General features: G+C 64.9%; 18 protein-coding genes and 1 tRNA gene. 6 read left to right on the forward strand and 13 right to left on the reverse strand.

Annotated features, from left to right (window positions below):
* Positions 1-106: 106 nt before the first annotated feature.
* On the reverse strand, positions 107-1378 hold the full coding sequence (gene purD / locus NA5_RS20510) for a phosphoribosylamine--glycine ligase (RefSeq protein ID WP_062988462.1): 1272 nt from the start codon (positions 1376-1378) through the stop codon (positions 107-109).
* 254 nt (positions 1379-1632) lie between these two features.
* Between purD and NA5_RS20515 the strand changes: the two genes are divergently transcribed.
* Together NA5_RS20515 and NA5_RS20520 are read left to right on the forward strand one after the other, a co-directional pair.
* Positions 1633-2007: a PH domain-containing protein gene (locus NA5_RS20515; protein WP_062988464.1), complete on the forward strand. Its 375-nt coding sequence runs from the start codon at positions 1633-1635 to the stop codon at positions 2005-2007.
* Between the two features lie 176 nt (positions 2008-2183).
* Entirely contained in the window at positions 2184-2609 is a 426-nt protein-coding gene (locus NA5_RS20520) for an HIT family protein (protein ID WP_062988466.1), read from the forward strand.
* Positions 2610-2680: 71 nt separating this feature from the next.
* On the opposite strand, the gene NA5_RS20525 is transcribed toward NA5_RS20520, so the two are convergent.
* The 4 genes from NA5_RS20525 to NA5_RS41350 form a co-directional block, all read right to left on the reverse strand.
* Positions 2681-4177, reverse strand: a complete 1497-nt coding sequence (locus NA5_RS20525; protein ID WP_169811337.1) for a sensor histidine kinase — start codon at positions 4175-4177, stop codon at positions 2681-2683.
* A complete protein-coding gene (locus NA5_RS20530) occupies positions 4174-4911 on the reverse strand; it encodes a response regulator transcription factor (protein ID WP_169811338.1) in 738 nt (245 codons plus the stop codon). The genes NA5_RS20525 and NA5_RS20530 overlap by 4 nt, the downstream gene beginning before the upstream one ends.
* 67 nt (positions 4912-4978) lie before the next feature.
* Positions 4979-6463 carry an alpha,alpha-trehalose-phosphate synthase (UDP-forming) gene (locus NA5_RS20535; protein WP_062988552.1) on the reverse strand — a complete coding sequence of 495 codons (1485 nt, stop codon included), beginning with the start codon at positions 6461-6463 and terminating at the stop codon, positions 4979-4981.
* A 178-nt stretch (positions 6464-6641) separates the two neighbouring features.
* Entirely contained in the window at positions 6642-6812 is a 171-nt protein-coding gene (locus tag NA5_RS41350) for a hypothetical protein (protein ID WP_169338030.1), read from the reverse strand.
* A gap of 187 nt (positions 6813-6999) precedes the next feature.
* Between NA5_RS41350 and NA5_RS20540 the strand changes: the two genes are divergently transcribed.
* The 4 genes from NA5_RS20540 to NA5_RS20555 all read left to right on the forward strand — a co-directional run bounded on the left by NA5_RS20540 (position 7000) and on the right by NA5_RS20555 (position 10121).
* Complete coding sequence (locus NA5_RS20540) at positions 7000-7833, forward strand: alpha/beta fold hydrolase (protein ID WP_062988469.1); 834 nt, start codon at positions 7000-7002, stop codon at positions 7831-7833.
* A 129-nt stretch (positions 7834-7962) separates the two neighbouring features.
* Complete coding sequence (locus NA5_RS20545; RefSeq protein ID WP_011207082.1) at positions 7963-8205, forward strand: MbtH family protein; 243 nt, start codon at positions 7963-7965, stop codon at positions 8203-8205.
* A 119-nt stretch (positions 8206-8324) separates the two neighbouring features.
* A tRNA-Thr gene (locus NA5_RS20550) sits at positions 8325-8399 on the forward strand.
* Positions 8400-8600: 201 nt separating this feature from the next.
* Positions 8601-10121, forward strand: coding sequence for a serine hydrolase domain-containing protein (locus NA5_RS20555; protein ID WP_084484289.1), 1521 nt, complete (start codon positions 8601-8603; stop codon positions 10119-10121).
* Between the two features lie 41 nt (positions 10122-10162).
* Here the strand turns inward: NA5_RS20555 and NA5_RS20560 are convergent, their stop codons facing one another.
* Genes NA5_RS20560 through NA5_RS20595 form a run of 8 tightly spaced genes read right to left on the reverse strand, consistent with a single transcriptional unit; the run spans position 10163 to position 18480 of the window.
* Positions 10163-10648: an Rv1363c family protein gene (locus NA5_RS20560; protein ID WP_062988473.1), complete on the reverse strand. Its 486-nt coding sequence runs from the start codon at positions 10646-10648 to the stop codon at positions 10163-10165.
* Positions 10645-11373 (reverse strand): Rv1363c family protein, encoded by a 729-nt coding sequence (locus tag NA5_RS39430; RefSeq protein WP_062988475.1) that lies wholly within the window; start codon positions 11371-11373, stop codon positions 10645-10647. Before NA5_RS39430 ends, NA5_RS20560 begins: the two co-directional genes overlap by 4 nt.
* A complete protein-coding gene (locus NA5_RS20570; RefSeq protein WP_062988477.1) occupies positions 11370-12779 on the reverse strand; it encodes an MCE family protein in 1410 nt (469 codons plus the stop codon). Before NA5_RS20570 ends, NA5_RS39430 begins: the two co-directional genes overlap by 4 nt.
* Positions 12776-13996 carry an MCE family protein gene (locus tag NA5_RS20575; RefSeq protein WP_062988479.1) on the reverse strand — a complete coding sequence of 407 codons (1221 nt, stop codon included), beginning with the start codon at positions 13994-13996 and terminating at the stop codon, positions 12776-12778. The genes NA5_RS20570 and NA5_RS20575 overlap by 4 nt, the downstream gene beginning before the upstream one ends.
* On the reverse strand, positions 13993-15261 hold the full coding sequence (locus NA5_RS20580; RefSeq protein ID WP_062988480.1) for an MCE family protein: 1269 nt from the start codon (positions 15259-15261) through the stop codon (positions 13993-13995). The genes NA5_RS20575 and NA5_RS20580 overlap by 4 nt, the downstream gene beginning before the upstream one ends.
* Entirely contained in the window at positions 15258-16325 is a 1068-nt protein-coding gene (locus NA5_RS20585; protein WP_062988482.1) for an MCE family protein, read from the reverse strand. Before NA5_RS20585 ends, NA5_RS20580 begins: the two co-directional genes overlap by 4 nt.
* A complete protein-coding gene (locus tag NA5_RS20590; RefSeq protein ID WP_084484290.1) occupies positions 16322-17350 on the reverse strand; it encodes an MCE family protein in 1029 nt (342 codons plus the stop codon). Before NA5_RS20590 ends, NA5_RS20585 begins: the two co-directional genes overlap by 4 nt.
* Positions 17347-18480 (reverse strand): MCE family protein, encoded by a 1134-nt coding sequence (locus NA5_RS20595; protein WP_062988555.1) that lies wholly within the window; start codon positions 18478-18480, stop codon positions 17347-17349. Before NA5_RS20595 ends, NA5_RS20590 begins: the two co-directional genes overlap by 4 nt.
* Positions 18481-18521: the final 41 nt, after the last annotated feature.

An 18521-nucleotide genomic window follows, 5' to 3' on the forward strand; every position in this document is an offset into this window, starting at 1 on the left:
ACGTGAGACGGGCCGCGAACGTCGCTCGTAAGACTCACTCCATTGGGGTCGGTGATGGCGGAATGTTCGGCACTTGGTGCACTGTCAGTAGTGCGAGCCGTATGGGTCAAACAGAAATGCGGTCCTCTACCGCGGCGAGACCGATGTCGGTGCGAAAGTGACTGCCGGGCAACTTGATCGAGGCAATGCGGTCGTAGGCGTGCGCGCGGGCCTCGGCCAGATCCGCGCCGATGCCGACGACACTCAGCACCCGACCGCCCGCGGAGACCAGGGCACCGTCCTCGCGCAACGCGGTTCCCGCATGCAGCACGGCAGACGAGTCGTCGGTATTGCCCTCGCCCGCTCCGGTGATCACATCACCGACGCGGGGACGGCCCGGGTAGTTCTCAGCGGCGATCACGACCGTGACGGCCGAACCGTCCCGCCAACGCGGGGCGGCGACCTCGGCGAGAGTGCCGGTCGCGGTGGCATTCAGCAATTCGCCGAGCGGACTCTCCAGCAGCGCGAGCACCGCCTGGGTCTCCGGATCGCCGAAGCGACAATTGAATTCGACGACAGCGGGTCCCTCCGCACCGATCGCCAGACCCGCATAGAGCAGCCCGGAGAAGCCGCAGCCGCGCCGCACCAGTTCCGCCGCGACCGGTTCGACCACATCCTCGACGATCGCGGTGACCGTCTCCTCCGGCAACCATGGCAGCGGCGTGTACGCGCCCATACCGCCGGTATTCGGCCCGGTATCACCGTCGCCGACGCGCTTGTGATCCTGCGCGGGCAGCAGCGGCACCACCGTCTCGCCGTCGACCAGGCAGAACAGCGAAACCTCCGGCCCGTCCAGGAAGGACTCCAACAGCACCGGATGGCCCTGCTCGAGCAATTCTGCACCGTGGTCGCGGGCCGCATGCCGGTCGGCGGTCACCACCACACCCTTGCCCGCGGCCAGACCGTCGTCCTTGACCACCCAGGTCGGGCCGAACCGATCCAGTGCGGCATCGAGTTCAGCCGGGTTGTCCACAATCTCGCTGTGCGCGGTGCGGACCCCGGCGGCGGTCATGACATCCTTGGCGAAGGCCTTCGAACCCTCGATGCGCGCGGCCGCGGCCGACGGACCGAAGCAGGCGATGCCCGCGGCCCGGACCGCATCGGCGACGCCGAGCACCAGCGGCACCTCGGGCCCGATCACGACCAGGTCCGCGTCCAACTCGGTGGCCAGCGCGACAACCGCCTCCGCGGAAGACGGATCGACCGCTCTGACCTGCGCGTACTGGCCGATACCCGCATTGCCCGGCGCAGCGAACAGCGCGGTCACCGCGGGGTCCCGGCGCAGGGCGAGGACGAGGGCATGTTCACGGGCTCCGGAACCGATGACGAGTACGCGCACGGCCAACAGCTTAGGTTGTCGCCAACAGCGGCTGACCAGGAGTCCGACGGCCAGTCACTCGTGGTTCATCACCTGTGCATCTACCCGCGTCGAATTACGATCCCCCAGCCGCCCGGCGTGGCTCATCCTCGGGCGCGACCCATGTACTCGCGAAATCAGTCGTCAGGTTCTCCGTCCCCAGCGGTCGTCGTGTGGATGATTGATGGGAGGGGGCGCGACAGCCGACCTCCATCGCGCAAAAGGACGTGCTGACTATGGGTCTGATCGACGGACTGATGGGCAATGCCGGGCGGATCGATCCCGGTAAGGCGCAAGAGGAATACGCGAGACTGATGGGCGGCGGTGAACAGGTCTATGCCGCGTATCTTCTTGTCCGCGATGCGATTCTGTTCACCAACAAGCGTCTCATCCTGGTCGACAAGCAGGGTGTCACCGGCCGCAAGGTGAGCTATCACAGCATCCCCTATCGCGCCATCACCCACTTCTCGGTGGAAACCGCGGGCACCTTCGACCTGGATGCTGAGCTCTGCATCTGGATCTCCGGCACCCACGAACCGGTGCAGAAGCGATTCAACCGCCAAGTCGACATCTACGAAGTGCAGGGCATCCTGTCGCACTACGTCGCCTGAGCACCGACTCCGCTGGTGATCACCGGACGGACCTCGCTCGAATGCCACCGATGGTGACGAGGCCCGCCCGAGATGCCGTTCGGGGTCTCGGTTCGCAGCGCCCGTGCATTGCCGCGGCGACGCATCAGCCGGTGGCTGAGCGGAACCGTGCGAGCGCTCGGCGTAGCCTGCGGTGCATGGCTTCTGTTTTCAGCGCGATCATCGAAGGCCAGCTGCCGGGCCGTTTCGTCTGGGAGGACGACGAATTCGTCGCATTCCTCACCATCGCCCCGGTGACGCAAGGGCACACCCTGGTGGTCCCCCGCAAGGAGATCGATCAGTGGCAGGACGTCGACTCCGACACCTTCGCGCGGCTCAACGGCGTAGCGCAGAAAATCGGCCAAGCGGTCCGCCGCGCCTGGAACGCCCCCCGTGCCGGACTACTCATCGCCGGTCTGGAAGTCCCCCACCTCCACGTCCACGTCTTCCCGGCCTTCACCATGGGCAACTTCGACATCTCCAGCGCGAACCCCCACCCGACCCCCGAATCCCTCGACGAGGCCCAAACCAAAATCAAAACCGCCCTCCGCGACCTCGGCTACGCCGCCCACGTCCCCGCCTGATCAGCGTCGATCCGCTGCGCGGCCCACAGATGTGCCCGGCTCACGCAGGTGGGCAACCTGGTCGCGCAGACTCAGCGGATTTCGCGGGGTAGGCGGACGGTGAAGGTGGTGCCTTCACCTTCGGTGCTTTCGACGGTCACTGTGCCGTTGTGGGCGTCGACCAGGGCTTGGACGATGGACAGGCCGAGGCCGGTGCCGCCGCTGGCGCGGGTGCGGGAGGTGTCGGTGCGGTAGAAGCGTTCGAAGATGCGCTCGGCCTCCTCGGGCGGTAGGCCCTGACCGGTGTCGGCGACCTCCAGCAGGACCTCGTCGTCGGCTGGCGTCAGCCGGACCTTGACATCGGCGTCCGGTGGCGTGTGGGTGAGAGCGTTGTTCAGCAGGTTGGCCAGTACCTGACGCAGCCGCGCTTCGTCGCCGATCACTTCCAAAGTTCCGGTGCCCGAACGGATTTCCAGTTCGATCGAGCGGTGCGGCCCGTCGTCGCCATTGGCCGCGCTGACGGCGCGGGCATTGTGCACGGCATCGCTGGCGAGGGCGAGCAGGTCCACCGGACCCAGTTCCAGCGGACGCTGCGCATCCAATCGGGCCAGCATCAACAGATCCTTGACCAACAGCCCCATGCGTTGAGCCTCGTGTTCGATGCGATCCATGAACATGGCCGGTTCCGCGGTCGCGCCTTGCCGATACAGCTCGGCGAAGCCGCTGATGGTGGTGAGCGGGGTGCGCAGTTCATGACTCGCGTCGGCGACGAAGCGGCGCATTTTCGCCTCGGAGCGCCGGGCCGCCGATTCGGAGGCTTCCGTCGCGGCGAAGGCCCGCTGGATCTGGGCCAGCATGCCGTTGAGCGATTGGGACAGCCGATCCACCTCGGTGTTGGTGCCGCGCACCGGAACCCGGCGATGCAGATCACCGGCGGCAATGGCGGCGGCGGTCTTCTCGACCGCACGCAACGGCCGCAGACTGCGTCTGATCACGAAGTAGGCCAGCACCGCCAGCGCGGCGAGCACCGCGGCGCCGACCATGAGCTGCAACATGATCAGTCGATTGACGGTGTCGATGTTCTCGGTGAGCGGTATCGCGACGGTTGTCGTCGTATCGGGCGAAACCGCCGTGATGATGCGCCATTTGACCGTCGAGCCGTTCTTGGAGCCGACGGTCACCGGTTTGGTGAGTACCTTGCTGCCCGGCGGATCCGTGCTCGGACGCGCATCGGTCAGCCGCGGCAGCTCGGGCTCGGCCTCCTCGTTGAACGGCCTGGTCTCGAGATACACGGTGCCGTTGCCGCCGGGGGTCGGCTCGATGTGGACAAAAAAGGTGCTGGACGGATGCGGCGGATTCGACGGAGTCGGCGGGCGCGGGCGCGACCACGCCATCACCGCATCGCGAAGCTGCTGATCGGTGCGGTGCAGCAGCGAATTCTCCAGCGCCGAGGTGACGACCATGCCGGAGGCGAACAACCCGAGCGCGGAAAGCAGCACGAGCGCGAGCACCAGCGTCACCCGCAGCGGAATCGCCGACGAAACGCGTGCCAGTGTGCGACGGGTCTGTTCGATCCGGGAGGTGATCATTTCTCGGGCTGGCGCGTGCGATTCGGCGCGCGCATCACGTAGCCAACGCCACGTAGCGTGTGAATCAAGCGCTGATCGCCGGTGTCGACCTTCTTGCGCAGATACGAGACATATGTTTCGACCACGCCGACCTCACCCCCGAAGTCGTAGCGCCAAACATGATCCAGGATGCGCGGCTTACTCAACACCGTCCCGGCATTGACCATGAAATACCGCAGCAGAGTGAATTCGGTGGGCGACAACGCGACCGGCTCGCCCGCCTTCCACACCTCATGCGTATCGTCGTCGAGTTCGATGTCCTCGAACCGGATTCGCGAACTCTCGCGCTGCGGTGCGGTATGACCGAAGCGGCGCAAGACAACTCGCAGCCGGGCCACCACTTCCTCGAGGCTGAACGGTTTGGTGATGTAGTCGTCGGCGCCGAGGGTGAGTCCGGCGACCTTGTCTTGGACGTCGTCGCGCGCGGTCAGGAACAGTACCGGCGCGTCGATGCCATCGGCGCGCAGTCGGCGCAGCAGCCCGAAGCCGTCCATGCCGGGCATCATCACATCGACGATCAGCGCCTGCGGTCGGAAGGTGCGCGCCTTGTCCAGCGCCTGCGCCCCGTCGATGGCCGTGTCGACGGCGAACCCCTGATAGCGCAGGCTCACCGACAGGAGCTCCACGATCATGGGTTCGTCGTCCACCACCAGCACCCTGGCCTCGGGCGTGGACTCCACAGGCGCACCACTCATTGCTACATAGTCCGGCAATCGGCTGGGAACTGTCTGGACCTTAGCTGGGTGAAAGCTGTGAGTGGTGTCAGCGACGGGGAGCTCGGGACTCCGGGTATACGTCGTCGTCGGTGAGTAGCGCGCTGCCCGCGACCTGGTCCTGAGCCAGCGCCTCAAGGAACGATCGCGCCCAGCGGTCCACATCGTGGGCGAGGACCTGGCGACGCAGGGAGCGCATTCGCCGGCGGCGGGTATCCCGGTCGTCCTCCAGCGCCGCGACGACGGCATCCTTCACGCTGTTCAGATCGTGCGGGTTGCACAGGTAGGCCTGGCGCAATTCGGCTGCGGCGCCGGTGAATTCGCTCAGAACCAACGCTCCGTTGAGACCGCTGTGACAGGCGACGTACTCCTTGGCGACCAGATTCATCCCGTCGCGCAGCGGCGTCACCAGCATGACGTCGGCGGCCACGAAGAAGGCGACGAGTTCCTCGCGCGCAATCGGGCGATGCAGATAATGCACGACCGGATAGCCGACCCTGGCGAATTCACCATTGATCCGGCCGACTTGGCGCTCGATATCGCCGCGCATCTGGATATAGCTCTCCACCCGCTCCCGGCTCGGAGTAGCCAGCTGCACCATGACGGTATCGGCCGGATCCAGCCTGTTCTCCAGTAGCAATTCCTCCAGCGCGGCGAGGCGGATGTCAATGCCCTTGGTGTAGTCCAAGCGGTCGACGCCGAGCAGGATATTTTTCGGATTGCCGAGTTCGGCGCGGATCTTCGCGGCCCGTTCCCGGACCGAGCGGCGGCGCGAATGCTCGTCGAGTTCGGCCGAGGCGATGGAAATCGGGAACGCGCCGACCCGGACCGTTCGGAAACCCACTTGCACCACGCCGAGCTTGGAACGCACACCGACGGTGCCGCGCGAGGTGGGCTGCCCGGCCAGCCTGCGGGCCAGGTAGAGGAAGTTCTGCGCGCCGCCGGGTAGGTGGAAGCCGATCAGGTCGGCGCCGAGCAGACCCTCGATGATTTCGGTCCGCCACGGCATCTGCATGAACAGCTCGACCGGCGGGAACGGAATGTGCAGGAAGAATCCGATGGTGAGATCGGGCCGCAGCATGCGCAGCATCTTCGGCACCAATTGCAGTTGGTAGTCCTGCACCCAGACGGTCGCGCCCTCGGCGGCGACCTTCGCGGTGGCCTCGGCGAAACGCCGGTTCACCGTGACATAGGCGGCCCACCAGGCCCGATCGTAGACCGGGCGCACGATCACATCGTGGTACAGCGGCCACAGCGTGCCGTTGGAGAAGCCCTCGTAGTACTCGGAGACTTCCTCCGCCGACAGCGGCACCGGATGCAGTTCGAGACCGTCCTCGATGATCGGATCGATGTCCACATCCGGCACACCGGCCCAGCCCACCCAGGAGCCTTTGTTATTGCGGAGCACCGGCTCCAGCGCGGTCACCAGGCCGCCCGGACTGCGCTTCCAGCGGGTGGAGCCGTCGGGCAGTTTCTCCAGGTCGACAGGCAGCCGGTTCGCGACGACGACGAAGCCGGAACCGGCCCCGTTCATCTCGGCGAGGGCGGAGGGGACCACCGTGGTGTCGGGTTCGGATGGGGGCTCTAGAAAGGCGTGTTCGGAGTCATCGGACGGCTGTTGGGTCATCTGGTCCACTCACGCATCCTTTGCGCGTCGCTATTCCCGTTGAAGTTATGAGATAGGTCGACGGCCCCGTTGACGTCGAGTTGGTTTACTCGCCCCGAGAGTTAGGTCCGATGCCGAGCATCGACAGCAGCATCCGGCATTCGTCGGCATCCTCCGCGTAGGCCGCGACGACTCGCTGCGCCTGACGGGCGGTCTCGTCGGCGAGTGGTTCCAGATCGTCGTCCGCGATGTCGTTCGCGCTGCTCTTCGCGGCCATCTTCTTGTCCTCCCGGCTCAGTACGCTCGTACGTGCGAATAGTCAATGGTATCTGGCCACCGCGCAGGTGCGCCGCACCTGGCTAAGGGTGACCTCGGACACGTTCGGCGTCATACCCTTCGCTGTTCGTCGAAAACCGAAGCCCTATACCTTGGGAACGCAGCACCAACTCCACGAAAGGGTCGATATGCCGCTGGCCACGGTGAACGGAATTTCACTCAACTACCAGGTCAAGGGCGACCGAACCAAGGGCACGGAGGCGAAGGGCGCGGGTCCGCTCGTCGTCATGATCATGGGCACCGGCAGCCCGGGCCGGGTCTGGGAGTTGCATCAGGTCCCGGCGTTGGTCAAGGCGGGATATCGGGTCTGCACCTTCGACAATCGCGGCATCAAACCGTCCTATGAGGCGGCCGAGGGCATGACCATCGATCAACTGGTCGGCGATACCGCCGGGCTCATCGAACTGCTCGACGAGGGTCCGGCACTGGTGGTCGGTACCTCGATGGGCGCGCGGGTCGCGCAGGAACTCGCGCTGGCGCGTCCGGAACTGGTGCGCAAGGCCGTATTCATGGCCGGACACGGCCGACTCGACCAGTTCCAGAAGACGCTCTCGCTCGGCGAGCACGAACTCGACGCGAGCGGGGTCAGCCTGCCCCCGAAGTACGAGGCCGCCGTGACCGCGGTGATGAATATGTCGCCCGCGACCATGGCCGATCCGAATGCCGCCCGCGACTGGCTCGATCTGTTCGAATTCACCGGTGGTGCGGTGACCCCCGGCATCCGCGCCCAGCGCCGAATGGACCACGATTTCGACCGGGTGCAGGCCTACCGCGGCATCAAGGTGCCGTGTCTGGCCATCGGATTCGCTGACGATCGGATGATTCCGCCGTATCTGTCCAGGGAGGTTGCCGAGGCCATACCCGGTGCGCGTTACCTGGAAGTTCCTGATGCGGGACATTACGGCTATCTCGAGCGTCCAGAAGCGGTGAACAAGATCCTGCTCGATTTCTTCGCGGCCTGAGGTAACTGCCTACACGTAACGTCTGCCTTGCTAGGGTCGACACAACGCTCGGGGAGCTTCCGACGCTCGAACAGCGTTGGACGAGCCAAGGGCGACCCCGTACATGCGCCAGTATCCAGTGAGGTGAAATTGAGCACCAATCCCTTCGATGACGAAGACGGCCGCTTCTTCGTTCTGGTCAACGATGAGGAACAGCATTCGCTGTGGCCCGCCTTTGCGGAGGTTCCGGCCGGATGGCGAGTCGTTTTCGGCGAGGACAGCCGCGCCGCGTGCGTGGAGTACGTCGAGAAGAACTGGACCGATATGCGTCCGAAGAGCCTGCGTGACGCGATGGCCGCCGATGACGCGGCCCGTCAGGGCGCCCAGTCCTGACCCGCGGTATCCGATACTGCGCCGGGCCCACTGCTGAACCGTCACTGCGTGGCACCGTAAAGCCGGTGTCACGCAGCTGGCGTGTCCGGTTATGATTGGCACCGTTTGTAAGACCGTCCGCCTCCTTAGCTCAGTGGTAGAGCACCGCTCTTGTAAAGCGAAGGTCGTCAGTTCAATCCTGACAGGGGGCTCCAGTCGAGCGCGTCGGTGACGGCGCGCTCGTTCACGTGGCAGAGGCCCTGCCATCGGCGTAAGCGAAAGGTCGTCGGTCCGATCCCGACAGGGGCCTCCAGCCGAGCGCGTCGATCACCGCACGATCGTTCACCTTCGGGGTTCCGTGCTGCTAACCTCGGCTGCGGGCGCCGGTACTGACCCGGCGGGGAGGGGATTCCGCAATGTCTGGGTCGCATCACCATGTCCTATCGCGACGAATCCTCGGAGTGCTCGCCTCACTCCTGATCGCGATGTTGCTCACCATCGGGTGCGGCACCACCACCGACGCCGACCGGGCACAGGCCTTTCCCGCCGATCTGGCCGGCCAGATCGACCAGATCATGAAATCCCATATCGACGCCGGGCTGATTCCGGGCGCAGCGGTATCGATCATCGACCCCGAACACGGCACCTACAGCCAGGCTTACGGGGTGGCGGACACCGCCACCGGCCGTCGAGCCGACGTGAGCGACCACTACCGGGTCGGCAGCATCACCAAGACGTTCGTCGCGACCGCCGTACTGCGCCTCGCTGATGCACAGAAACTTGCACTCGACGACCCCCTCCGAAAATACGTCGACGGTATCCCCAATGGCGACATCATCACCGTGCGCGACCTGCTCGGGATGCGAGGTGGTGTCTACGATTTCGCCACGAGCCCTGAGTTCGGTCCCCAATTACTCACCGCGACACCGGATCGCGTGTGGTCCATTGGCGACGCTTTGCGCATCATCAGCGACAACCCTGACAAGGCACAGCCACCCAATTCCCGTACCGCGTACTCGAATTCCGAGTATCTCCTGCTCGGCCTGATCCTGGAGAAGGTCACAGGTCGCCCGGTGCGCGACGTTGTCAACGACCTCGTCCGCGAGTACGGGCTCCACAACACCGAATACCCTCCCGACGCCAATTTGCCCGCACCCGATAGCCGGGGCTACGCCTACGACAAATACGTCCGCGCCGACGTCACAGCACGCACACCACCTACCCTGTGGGAAGCCGCGGGCTCCCTGGTGGCCACCGTGCCCGACCTCGCCACCTACGCCGCCGCACTGGGTGAGGGACGATTCCTCGAGCCTCGAACCGTTTCGGCACGAACAACTTTCACCGACGGCTACGGCCTCGGTCTGATGAAGCGCGGCTCCTGGGTCGGCCACTCCGGCGCGGTCCTCGGCTACACCTCGATGACGATGTACCTCCCCGAACGCAAAGTCAGCGTCGCTGTCGCCGTGAATCAGTACACCCCGGCCTACCGCGCCCTGCTCCCGATCGACGCGACCTACATCTGGACCGACCTGGTTGCCCAGCTCTATCCAGGCACCATTCCTGGCCTCGACAACCGGCCGACCGCTCAACCACCGATTCCCGCTCCAGCCGACCTCACCGCCGAACTCGCGCAGGCCTTGAACCCGTCGATTCCCACCTCCGCCAAGAACTTACGCATCGAGGGTGACGACAAAGACCCGGACCTGGTCACGAAATTGGCCCGGGCCTACACCCATGCCGCCATCGAGGTGACAGTCGACAAAACCACCGACATGGGCCGCGGCCACCTGATCGCCACCACCAGCACCACTACCACGGATGGCAACGTCCCCATGCTCATCCCACTCGTCCTCGTAGACAACGCGTGGCGGCTGGACGATGGCTGGGTGTGTATGCAGATCGTTGCCGATGGACAGCAATCGCCGGCCTGCCCCTAGCCGGGCTCTCGCTCATCGGGGATACCGGCGGCTGCGGCCCGCTAGATCGGCGTTACCGCGGATACGAGCCAGTGGCCGTTGTCCTTTTCGAGGCTCACCCGGACTCGGCTGGTGGTGATGTTGCCTTGGGGGGAGTCCTTGCCGGTGGTTACCTGGTTCAGGTAGAGCAGGACTACCGCGTGGGCGGGCTCGGCGGAGATTACGCCGGTGGCCTGGGTGGTGGCCTGGACGTTGAGTTCCTTCTCCTTGGCGCCGGGGGCGATGGCTTCCCTGATCAATTTCAGGTAGTCGTCGCGGAAGCTGCCGCTGAGATCGTCCGCGACCTTCGGCAACTCGGCGTCCACCGTTTTGAAGTTGTAGGTGAACATCGACTCGACGGTGCGCTGGGCCGCGGGGACGGCCTGGGTGCGCGCCTGTTCGCTCTTGCGGTCGTTCCAGTACTTGTATCCGGTGACGCCGCAGATGGCCGCCAGCGCGACGATGACGAGGGCGACCGCGGACGCCACCAGAATCAGCCGCCGGTTCATGCCACGAACTCCACTTGTGAGGCGGTGATCCCGTTATCGCCGCGGGTGACGGTGACCCGGAATCGGTAGTACCGCGTCTGCGGATCCGCCATGCCCGCATTGGTCAGGGTCTGCTTGGCGGCGACCAGCACGCGTGCCGAATCCCCGTCCTCGCTCTCGATGGCGGATTCGATGATTTCACCGGTGGCCTTCACCTTGGCCTGCTCGACAACGCTCGCGTAGGCGTCCTTGCGCTGCGAGTATTCGGCCTTGAGCTCACCGGATGCCACCGCGAGGACACGGTCGATATCGGCCTTGGCGGTGTCGTCCTTGATGGTGGTGAGATTGAGAATCGCCTGCTTGGCGGTCTGGACATAGTCCGCGCGCCGCGCATCGCGATCGGATGCGGTGTGCAGGTTGTAGGCGAAGAATCCGGTGCCGACCACCAGCGCGATCGCCACGATCGCGGCCGCGGCGGCACCGGCGATGAGGACCCAGCGCGGTGGCGCGGACTTCGGAGCGTCATCGACGACTTCGCCGACGTTGGGTATCTCCAGCGTCGTCACGGGTTCGGCATCCTCGCTCGGACCGTCCGACTCCGCCTTCGTCACCTTGACCGTGACATCGACGGCCTTGGACAGCTCGACACCTTCGGTCTCGAGCGGGAGGGTGTCCTCCGGCGGCGGACCCGCCGAACGCACCGCCCGTCGCCTCGGCCGAACCTTGACCACACTGGATTCACTCATTGCTGCTGCTCCTGAAGCATCGCCTGCCAACTCGACGGTATCGTGCCGGATCCGTCCTTTCCGATATCCCCCTGACGGTACGTGCGTCCGTCCGGTCCCATGAACGTCCCACTGCCGGGATCCAATGTCGTACTGTGCGCGGCCGGGTGGGTCGAGCCCTGACCCCCGATGGGGTCACCCGACGGGGTCACCGGCTGCGGCGGACCGAACGCCGGGTTATTGCCTTCGGGCACATAGCCGTTCGGGTCGCGGCACAGCTCGGGCGTCGGCGCCCGCTTACCCGGTACCTCCATGCACGGCGTATTGCGGATACCGCGCACGGCTTCCTTGGCGTTCTGTGCCACCTTGCAGTACAGCCCGGGCGGCGTATCCGGGGTGTCGAGCTGGGCGGGCGAGCGGCGCTGTTCCGGCGTGAGGAAGCCGGTGGTGCAGCCGGGCGGGTCGTTGAGTTCCAGGTGGAAGTCCACGACGGCACCGTATTCGACGGGGCCGCGGATGGCCGTCAGGAACGCGGCGGTCAGCGGTGGATAGATCACCAGGATCTGTTCCAGACCCGAGTGATAGGTCACCGCGACCTGACCCACGCTGACCAGATTCGACAGCAGAATCGGCAGGGTCGGGCGCAGGTCCTGGAACAGCGAACTCACCTGTTGTGCCGCACCGGGCGTCTTCTCGATGACATTGCGCAGTGCCGGATCATGGGCGCGCAGTTGGTCGGTGACGGTTGCCAGGTCCTGGGTCCACGACCGGATCGCCGCATCGGACTGATTCTGCGTGTCCAGCAGCGGCCCGATCTTTTCCAGCAGGTCCTTGGTCGGCTCGGCATTCGCCTGGGCCTCCTGAACCAGCAGCGATGCCGAATCGATGAACTTCTGTAGATCCGGTCCGGCCCCGTTGAATGCCTTGAAAGCATCGTCGATCACCTGCCGCAGCTTGGTATCGGCAATGCTGGACAGCAGACGATCGGAGCGATCGAGCACGGTGCCGATATCCTCGGGCAGCCTGGTGCGGTCCACCGGAACCACCGAACCGTCGGAGAGGTTGCCGCCCTTGGCATTCGCGGCCGGTACCAGATCGACGTACTGCTCACCGATGGCCGAGACACTGCGCACCCACGCGTCGACATCGGACGGAATCTTGTAATCGCTATCGATGGAAAGCTTCGCGTCCACACCTGTGGGGGTGAGTCGAACCTCTTCCACCTTGCCGACATTCGTGCCGCGGTAGGCGACATTGGCTGTCGGATAAAGCCCGCCGGTGGCCAACAGCTTGACCGTCACCTGATAGCGGCCGATGCCGAACATGGCGGGCAGTCCCACATAGGTGCCGCCCATCACCACCAACCCGATCACCGTCAGCACCGAGAAGATGCCCAACTGGATCCGGACGAAGCGCGTGAGTTTCATCGGCCCGCACCTTCCTGCCCTGCGGGCGGAACGGTGAGGCCGGGAATCGCGGGCAGTCCCGGAATCGGGGGCAGCCCAGGGATACTCGGCGTCGGAGCCGGGGTCGCCGGTGGCTGCAGCGGTGCCGTCGCCGGATTGCTATTGCCCTCCGCCGAACCGGCCAGACCGCCGAGTGCGCCCTCGACCCCACCGAACCGACCGCCGAGCGGAGTTCCGGTGAGGAAGTTCGAATCCAACCGCTTGCCGGTGATATCGACGGTCATGAGCAGGTTCATGTAATCGCCCTTGACCGCGTGATCGAGATTCTTCATCGGGAACGGGAAGGTGAGCAGTATCTTCAAGACCTCGACCAGGCTGTTCCCGGTGCTGGCCAGCGTCTCCAGCACGGGTGCCAGATTCGCCAGATTCGCCTTCAGATTGTCCCCGCCCTGCGCGACGATCCGCTGCACCACATCGCTCAGATCACCCAGGGCGGTAAGAGTATGCGTGATGTTCTCGCGCCGATCGGCGAGCACCGTGAGCGCCGGATGAATCTGTTCGATCGCCGCGGCTACCCGATCCTTCTGCTTGGCGAGCGTGCCCGCGAACCGGTCGAGTCCGCCCATCGCATCGATGATGTCTTTGGTCTGCGAATCCAGGGTGGTGGTCAGCTCGGTCAGCTGCGGCAGCAGATCACGGATCGCATCCTCGCGGCCGCTGAACGCGGCATTGAGTTCGTGGGTAATGGTTTCGAGCTGACTGATGCCGCCGCCATTGAGCACCACCGACAGCGATGACAAGGTCTGCTCGGTGGTCGGATAGACGCCCGCCCGGTCCAGCGGGATCAGGTCGCCGTTCTTCAGCTCACCCTGTGCCGGAACATCTTTCGGCGCGGCGAGTTCGAGATGATTGCTGCCGAGCAGACTGGTCTGCCCGATCCGGGCGGTCGCATTGGCCGGCAGCTTCACATCGTGGTTCAACGAGACGGTGACCAGCGCGTGCCAGCCCTCCACCTCGATATTCTTCACCGTGCCGACCGTCACGTCATTGACGCGGACCGGCGAATTGCGAGTCAGCGTGGTGACATTGGGCATCTGGATCTCGACTTCGTAGGCGTTCGGATCACTTCCGGCCGTACCTGGCATGGGCAGCGAATTCAGCCCGTCCCACTCGCAGCCGCTGACGCCGAGCACGACGGCCAATCCGATTGCCGCACCGGCCATTCGCCTGCGCATCATCGCCCTCCTCCCGGAATGGCCAGTCCCGCAATGCCGTTCGGCACCGTGACCGGATCCGATTGCGGCACCGACTCGCTCGGTCCGCGCGCGGCCAGACTCGGCGGACTGTATACGAGCTGATGCGGGAAAGCGGTCTGGTTGGAGGCCGGATTGGCGAGCAGCGGTGGGTAATTCATCATGAGCTGCTGGATCACCGGCGCCAGATACTGGCGGCACAGCGCGGCACTCTGATCGGAACCGTTCGCATCATTCGCCTCGACCGCGCCGCAGAGGAAGGCGAACGGGTTGGCGAAGTTCGTCCCGACAACGGCACCGGTGAGACTGCCCTGCGCCGGATCGTAGATCTGATAGAAGTTCGCCAGCGACGTCGGCCCGGAATGCAATACCTGCTCGAGCTGGGGCCGCTTGTCCGCAAGGGTCTGGGTAACCTCGGCCAGCCGCTGCACCCCCTCGGTCAGCGCCCCGCCGCGCTCTTGGATGAACCGCTGCACATCACCGACGGCGATGTCGAGGTTGTCCAGTCCGGCACCGAGATCACCGGAAACATTCGCGAGCACCGACGAGACCGAGGCGAGCCGTCCGCCGAATTGCACGATCTGATCGTTGCTCTTGGACAGCACATCCACGAACTGTTGCAGATTGCGGATGGTGCCGAACAGATCGGTGCGCCCGTCCGACAACGTACTCAGCGTGTGCGACAGCTCGCGCAGGGTATCGCGCAGCGCCTCCGCATTGCCATTGCCGAGATTGTCGGCGGCGGTGTTCACGAACCGCCCGAACGAGCCCTGCTTATCGTCGCCAACGGGCCCCAATGTCGTTGCCAGCTTGGACAATTCGGCCTTGATGTCATCCCATTCGACCGGCACCGCGGTGTGCTCGATCGGAATCACGCTGCCGTCGTGCATCTTCGGCCCGCCGGTGTATGCCGGGGCCAATTGGATGAACCGTGCCGAGACCAGCGACGGCGAAATGATGACCGCCTTGGCATCCGCCGGGATCTCGATACCGCGATCGAGTGTCATCGCGACCCGGACCTGGTCCCTACCGGGATCGATGGAGTCGATCCTGCCGACCTTGACCCCGAGTACTCGCACCTCGTCACCGGCGTACAGGCCGGTCGTGGACGGGAAATACGCGGTGATCGAGGTCTTTCCGATCCGCGATATCAGTGACCACCCACCGGCGATCACCAGTGCGGCGATGACGACCAGCGCGAGCACCCGCACCCACCGCGGTGCCGAACGAACAGTGCGCAATGCATTCATCGCGGCGGCTCCTGAATCGCGGGCTCGATCGACGGCAACGCGGGGTCGGTCAGATATGCGCGGAAGGAGTCGGGCACATGCTGCGGCCACACCAGCGCGTCGACCAGGATTTGCAGGCCGCGCGTGGTCGCGTTCGAGACATACGCCTGGAAGTACGGACCGCTGCCGACCTGTTCGCCGAGCGCGGCCGAGAACGGACCGAGTCCATCGAGCGCCTTCGACAGGTTGTCTTTATTGGACTGCAGCAGTGCGAGCACCGAATTCAGCCGGTCCAATGTGGGTTTCAGCTGTGCCTCATTGTCGTTGACGAGGCCGGTCAGCTGCTGGGCCAGCCCGTTGATGTAGACGATCAACTGACTGAGCGCGCTGCGCCGCCGGTCCAATTCGCCGAGCAACTCATTGCCGTCGACCAGCAGCGCGTTGATCTGATTGCTGCGATCGGCGAGCACCTTGGTGACGTTCTGCGCCCGGCTGAGCAGCTCGGTCAGCGCCTGATCTCTGGCATTCAGGCTGCGCGAGAGTTGGGTGACACCGTCGAGTGCCGACCGCAACGGGGCTGGGGTATCGGCGAATGTCGTGGACAATGCGTCCAGTGTCTGGTTGACCCTGTCCATATCCAGGCCCTTGACGGTATTCGTCAGATCGCCGAGCGCGTCGGTGAGCGAATACGGCGAGGTGGTCCGGTCCAGCGGAATGGTGTCGTTGGTCCGGGTCGAACCGCTGCCCGACGGAGTCACCTCGAGCGATTTGCGGCCGAGCACCGTATTGGTCTTGATGGCGGCACTCGTCTTATCGCCCAGCACGATTCCCTCGTCCAGGGTGAACCGGACATAGACCTTCGCACCGTCCAGCTTCACCTGCTCGACGCGTCCCGACTTCACCCCCGCGACCTGCACATTGTCGCCGGGAACCAGTCCGCCCGCATCGGCGAAATACGCGGTATAGGTCGCGCCGGAGCGAATGAACGGCAGCCGGTCGACCTGCAGCGCCGACAGCGAGACCGTGGTCGCGACGACAATGCCGATAATGCCGAGCGAGACTGCGCGTGATCGAGTTTCGTTCATCGGGTCTTCGCACACCTTCCCGTCGTCTGCAACCCGGGCAGGGTGATGTGCAACGGCTTGCCGTCCGGCCCGTCGACAATGAAGTTCGTGCCGCACACGTACATATTCAGGAACGACCCGTAGGAACCGATCCGGACCAGCTTCTTGTAGGTATCCGGCAGCCGGTCCAGCACCCACTGGACGGTGTCGGAGCCGTCGTCGAGCGTGGCGGCGAGCGTGCCGGTCTGCTCGATCGTGGTCTTCAGATCCGGGCGAGCCTGCTGCAGCAGGTTGGTCAGGTCCCCGGTCGCCCCGGCGATCCGCGGCAGGGCGGCGCCGATCGGATCCTTATCGGCGGCCAAACCGCTGACCAGCCGCTGCAATTCCTCGAGTGTGGTGGCGAACTGCTGATCGCGGTCATCGATCGTGGCGAGCACGGTCTTCAGATTCTCGATCACGCTGCCGATCAACGCATCTCGATCGGCGAGGGTTTTGGCGAACGATCCGGAACTGTTCAGCAGCGCGACAAGTGTGCCGCCCTGCCCCTGGAAAACCTGGAGCAGCGCCTCGGTCAGATCGTTGACCTGAGCCGGATCGAGGCCGCGCAGCAGCGGTTTGAAGCCACCGAGCAGCATATCGAGGTCGAGTGCGGGCGAGGTGCGGTCGGTGCCGATGGTGGCGCCTTTGGACATCACCTGCGCGGTGCCCGGCCCCTCCAGCAGTTCGAGATACCGGTCCCCGACCAGGTTTTCGTAGCGGATGGTCGCCTTGGTGCTGGTGTAGAGCCGGTACTTGCTGTCCACATCGAAATCGACGTGCGCGAGATTGTCCTTACCCACATGCACCCCGGTTACCGAACCAACTGGCACACCGGCGATTCGGACCTTCGCACCGTCCGCGATGCCGGAGGAGCTGGTGAAGACGGCGTGATAACCGGTCTCCCTGGCGAAGCGCATCTGGCTGAACACCACTACCAGTCCGGCCAATACCAGCGCCATCACCAGCGTGAAGATGGTCAGCTTGATCGTTGTCGCGCGCTGTTTCACAGCTGCCCCACCCCCGGCAATCCCGCGAACAGCAACTGGAACACCTTGGGCCCGTTCAGATGCGTCGTCGTCGACGGCGTCCACACATGGCCCTCGGAGGTGTCGGTGACCACGAAGTTCGCGTGGCTGTCCGGCACCCGGTCCAGCACGCCCTCACAGTGCGGCCCGCCGGTGGCGTTCACCTTCGGCAGATCCTGCGGGTACTGGTAGGCATCGGCGCCCGGCATGAAACTCGCATTCAGCGGCACCGCGTCGTACCGTCCGCCGAAGATGTCCTCACCGATCGGGAGCACATTGGCCAGGCCGACGACCAGGCAGTACAGCGCGGGCTTGTAGTCGTCGAGCAGCTGGGTGGTCGGGCGCAGCAGATCCAGCGCCGTCACCAGTGGCTGTTCGTTCTCGTGCAGCACCGAGCCGGTGGTATCGGCCAATCCGATGAGGTTGGCCAGCATGGCATCGACGTTCTCCTGCTCCTCGACGAGCGTCGCGGCCGTCACGGTCGCGTTATCAGTGGTGCGCAATAGATCCGGCACCGTGTCGGCATACAGGTTGGTGACACCGGTCGAGGAGACCAGATCCCGTTGCAGCGCGGGCAGACTCGGATTGATATCGCGCAGGTAGGCATCGCTGCGGGCGAGCAGATCACCGAGCTTCTCGCCACGCCCCTGCAACGCGGTGCCAAGTGCCGACAGGGTGGCATTGAGCTTTTCCGGCTCGATCTTCTGCAGCACATCGGTCAGATGCTGGAACAGCGTATTGAATTCGACGGTCACCGATTCGGCCGTCACGGTCGATCCCGGCTTCAGCGGGGTCGACGAAGGCTGGTCCGGCGCAGTGAAATTGATGTACTTGGCGCCGAATACCGTGGTGGACTTGATATCCACGCTCGCATTGGACGGAACCATCTTCAGCAGTTCGGGATCCATCGCCAGCGTCAGCTTCGCACCGTCGGCAGTCTGCTTGATCTGCGAGACCCGCCCGATCTCCACACCGCGGATCTTCACCTTGGCGTCCGGATCGAGCACCAGACCGCTGCGCGGTGCGTCCACCGTGACGGTCACCGTCTTGGTGAATCCGCCGACGAACATGACCATCGCGACGGACACAATCGCGACCAGCGCGATCACCATGCCCAGCCCGGCGAGCTTGAGTCCGAGCCCGCCGCGCAGTG

This window comes from Nocardia anaemiae NBRC 100462, assembly GCF_001612725.1.
In the GTDB taxonomy this organism is placed as follows: domain Bacteria; phylum Actinomycetota; class Actinomycetes; order Mycobacteriales; family Mycobacteriaceae; genus Nocardia; species Nocardia anaemiae.

Bases quoted from the DNA above. Each gene is read 5' to 3' on its own strand.
- NA5_RS20515 (WP_062988464.1), top strand. From the start codon at position 1,633: ATGGGTCTGATCGACGGACTGATGGGCAATGCCGGGCGGATCGATCCC.
- NA5_RS20520 (WP_062988466.1), top strand. From the start codon at position 2,184: ATGGCTTCTGTTTTCAGCGCGATCATCGAAGGCCAGCTGCCGGGCCGT.
- NA5_RS20525 (WP_169811337.1), bottom strand. From the start codon at position 4,177: ATGATCACCTCCCGGATCGAACAGACCCGTCGCACACTGGCACGCGTT.
- NA5_RS20530 (WP_169811338.1), bottom strand. From the start codon at position 4,911: ATGAGTGGTGCGCCTGTGGAGTCCACGCCCGAGGCCAGGGTGCTGGTG.
- NA5_RS20535 (WP_062988552.1), bottom strand. From the start codon at position 6,463: ATGAACGGGGCCGGTTCCGGCTTCGTCGTCGTCGCGAACCGGCTGCCT.
- NA5_RS41350 (WP_169338030.1), bottom strand. From the start codon at position 6,812: ATGGCCGCGAAGAGCAGCGCGAACGACATCGCGGACGACGATCTGGAA.
- NA5_RS20540 (WP_062988469.1), top strand. From the start codon at position 7,000: ATGCCGCTGGCCACGGTGAACGGAATTTCACTCAACTACCAGGTCAAG.
- NA5_RS20555 (WP_084484289.1), top strand. From the start codon at position 8,601: ATGTCTGGGTCGCATCACCATGTCCTATCGCGACGAATCCTCGGAGTG.
- NA5_RS20560 (WP_062988473.1), bottom strand. From the start codon at position 10,648: ATGAACCGGCGGCTGATTCTGGTGGCGTCCGCGGTCGCCCTCGTCATC.
- NA5_RS39430 (WP_062988475.1), bottom strand. From the start codon at position 11,373: ATGAGTGAATCCAGTGTGGTCAAGGTTCGGCCGAGGCGACGGGCGGTG.
- NA5_RS20570 (WP_062988477.1), bottom strand. From the start codon at position 12,779: ATGAAACTCACGCGCTTCGTCCGGATCCAGTTGGGCATCTTCTCGGTG.
- NA5_RS20575 (WP_062988479.1), bottom strand. From the start codon at position 13,996: ATGATGCGCAGGCGAATGGCCGGTGCGGCAATCGGATTGGCCGTCGTG.
- NA5_RS20580 (WP_062988480.1), bottom strand. From the start codon at position 15,261: ATGAATGCATTGCGCACTGTTCGTTCGGCACCGCGGTGGGTGCGGGTG.
- NA5_RS20585 (WP_062988482.1), bottom strand. From the start codon at position 16,325: ATGAACGAAACTCGATCACGCGCAGTCTCGCTCGGCATTATCGGCATT.
- NA5_RS20595 (WP_062988555.1), bottom strand. From the start codon at position 18,480: ATGGTGATCGCGCTGGTCGCGATTGTGTCCGTCGCGATGGTCATGTTC.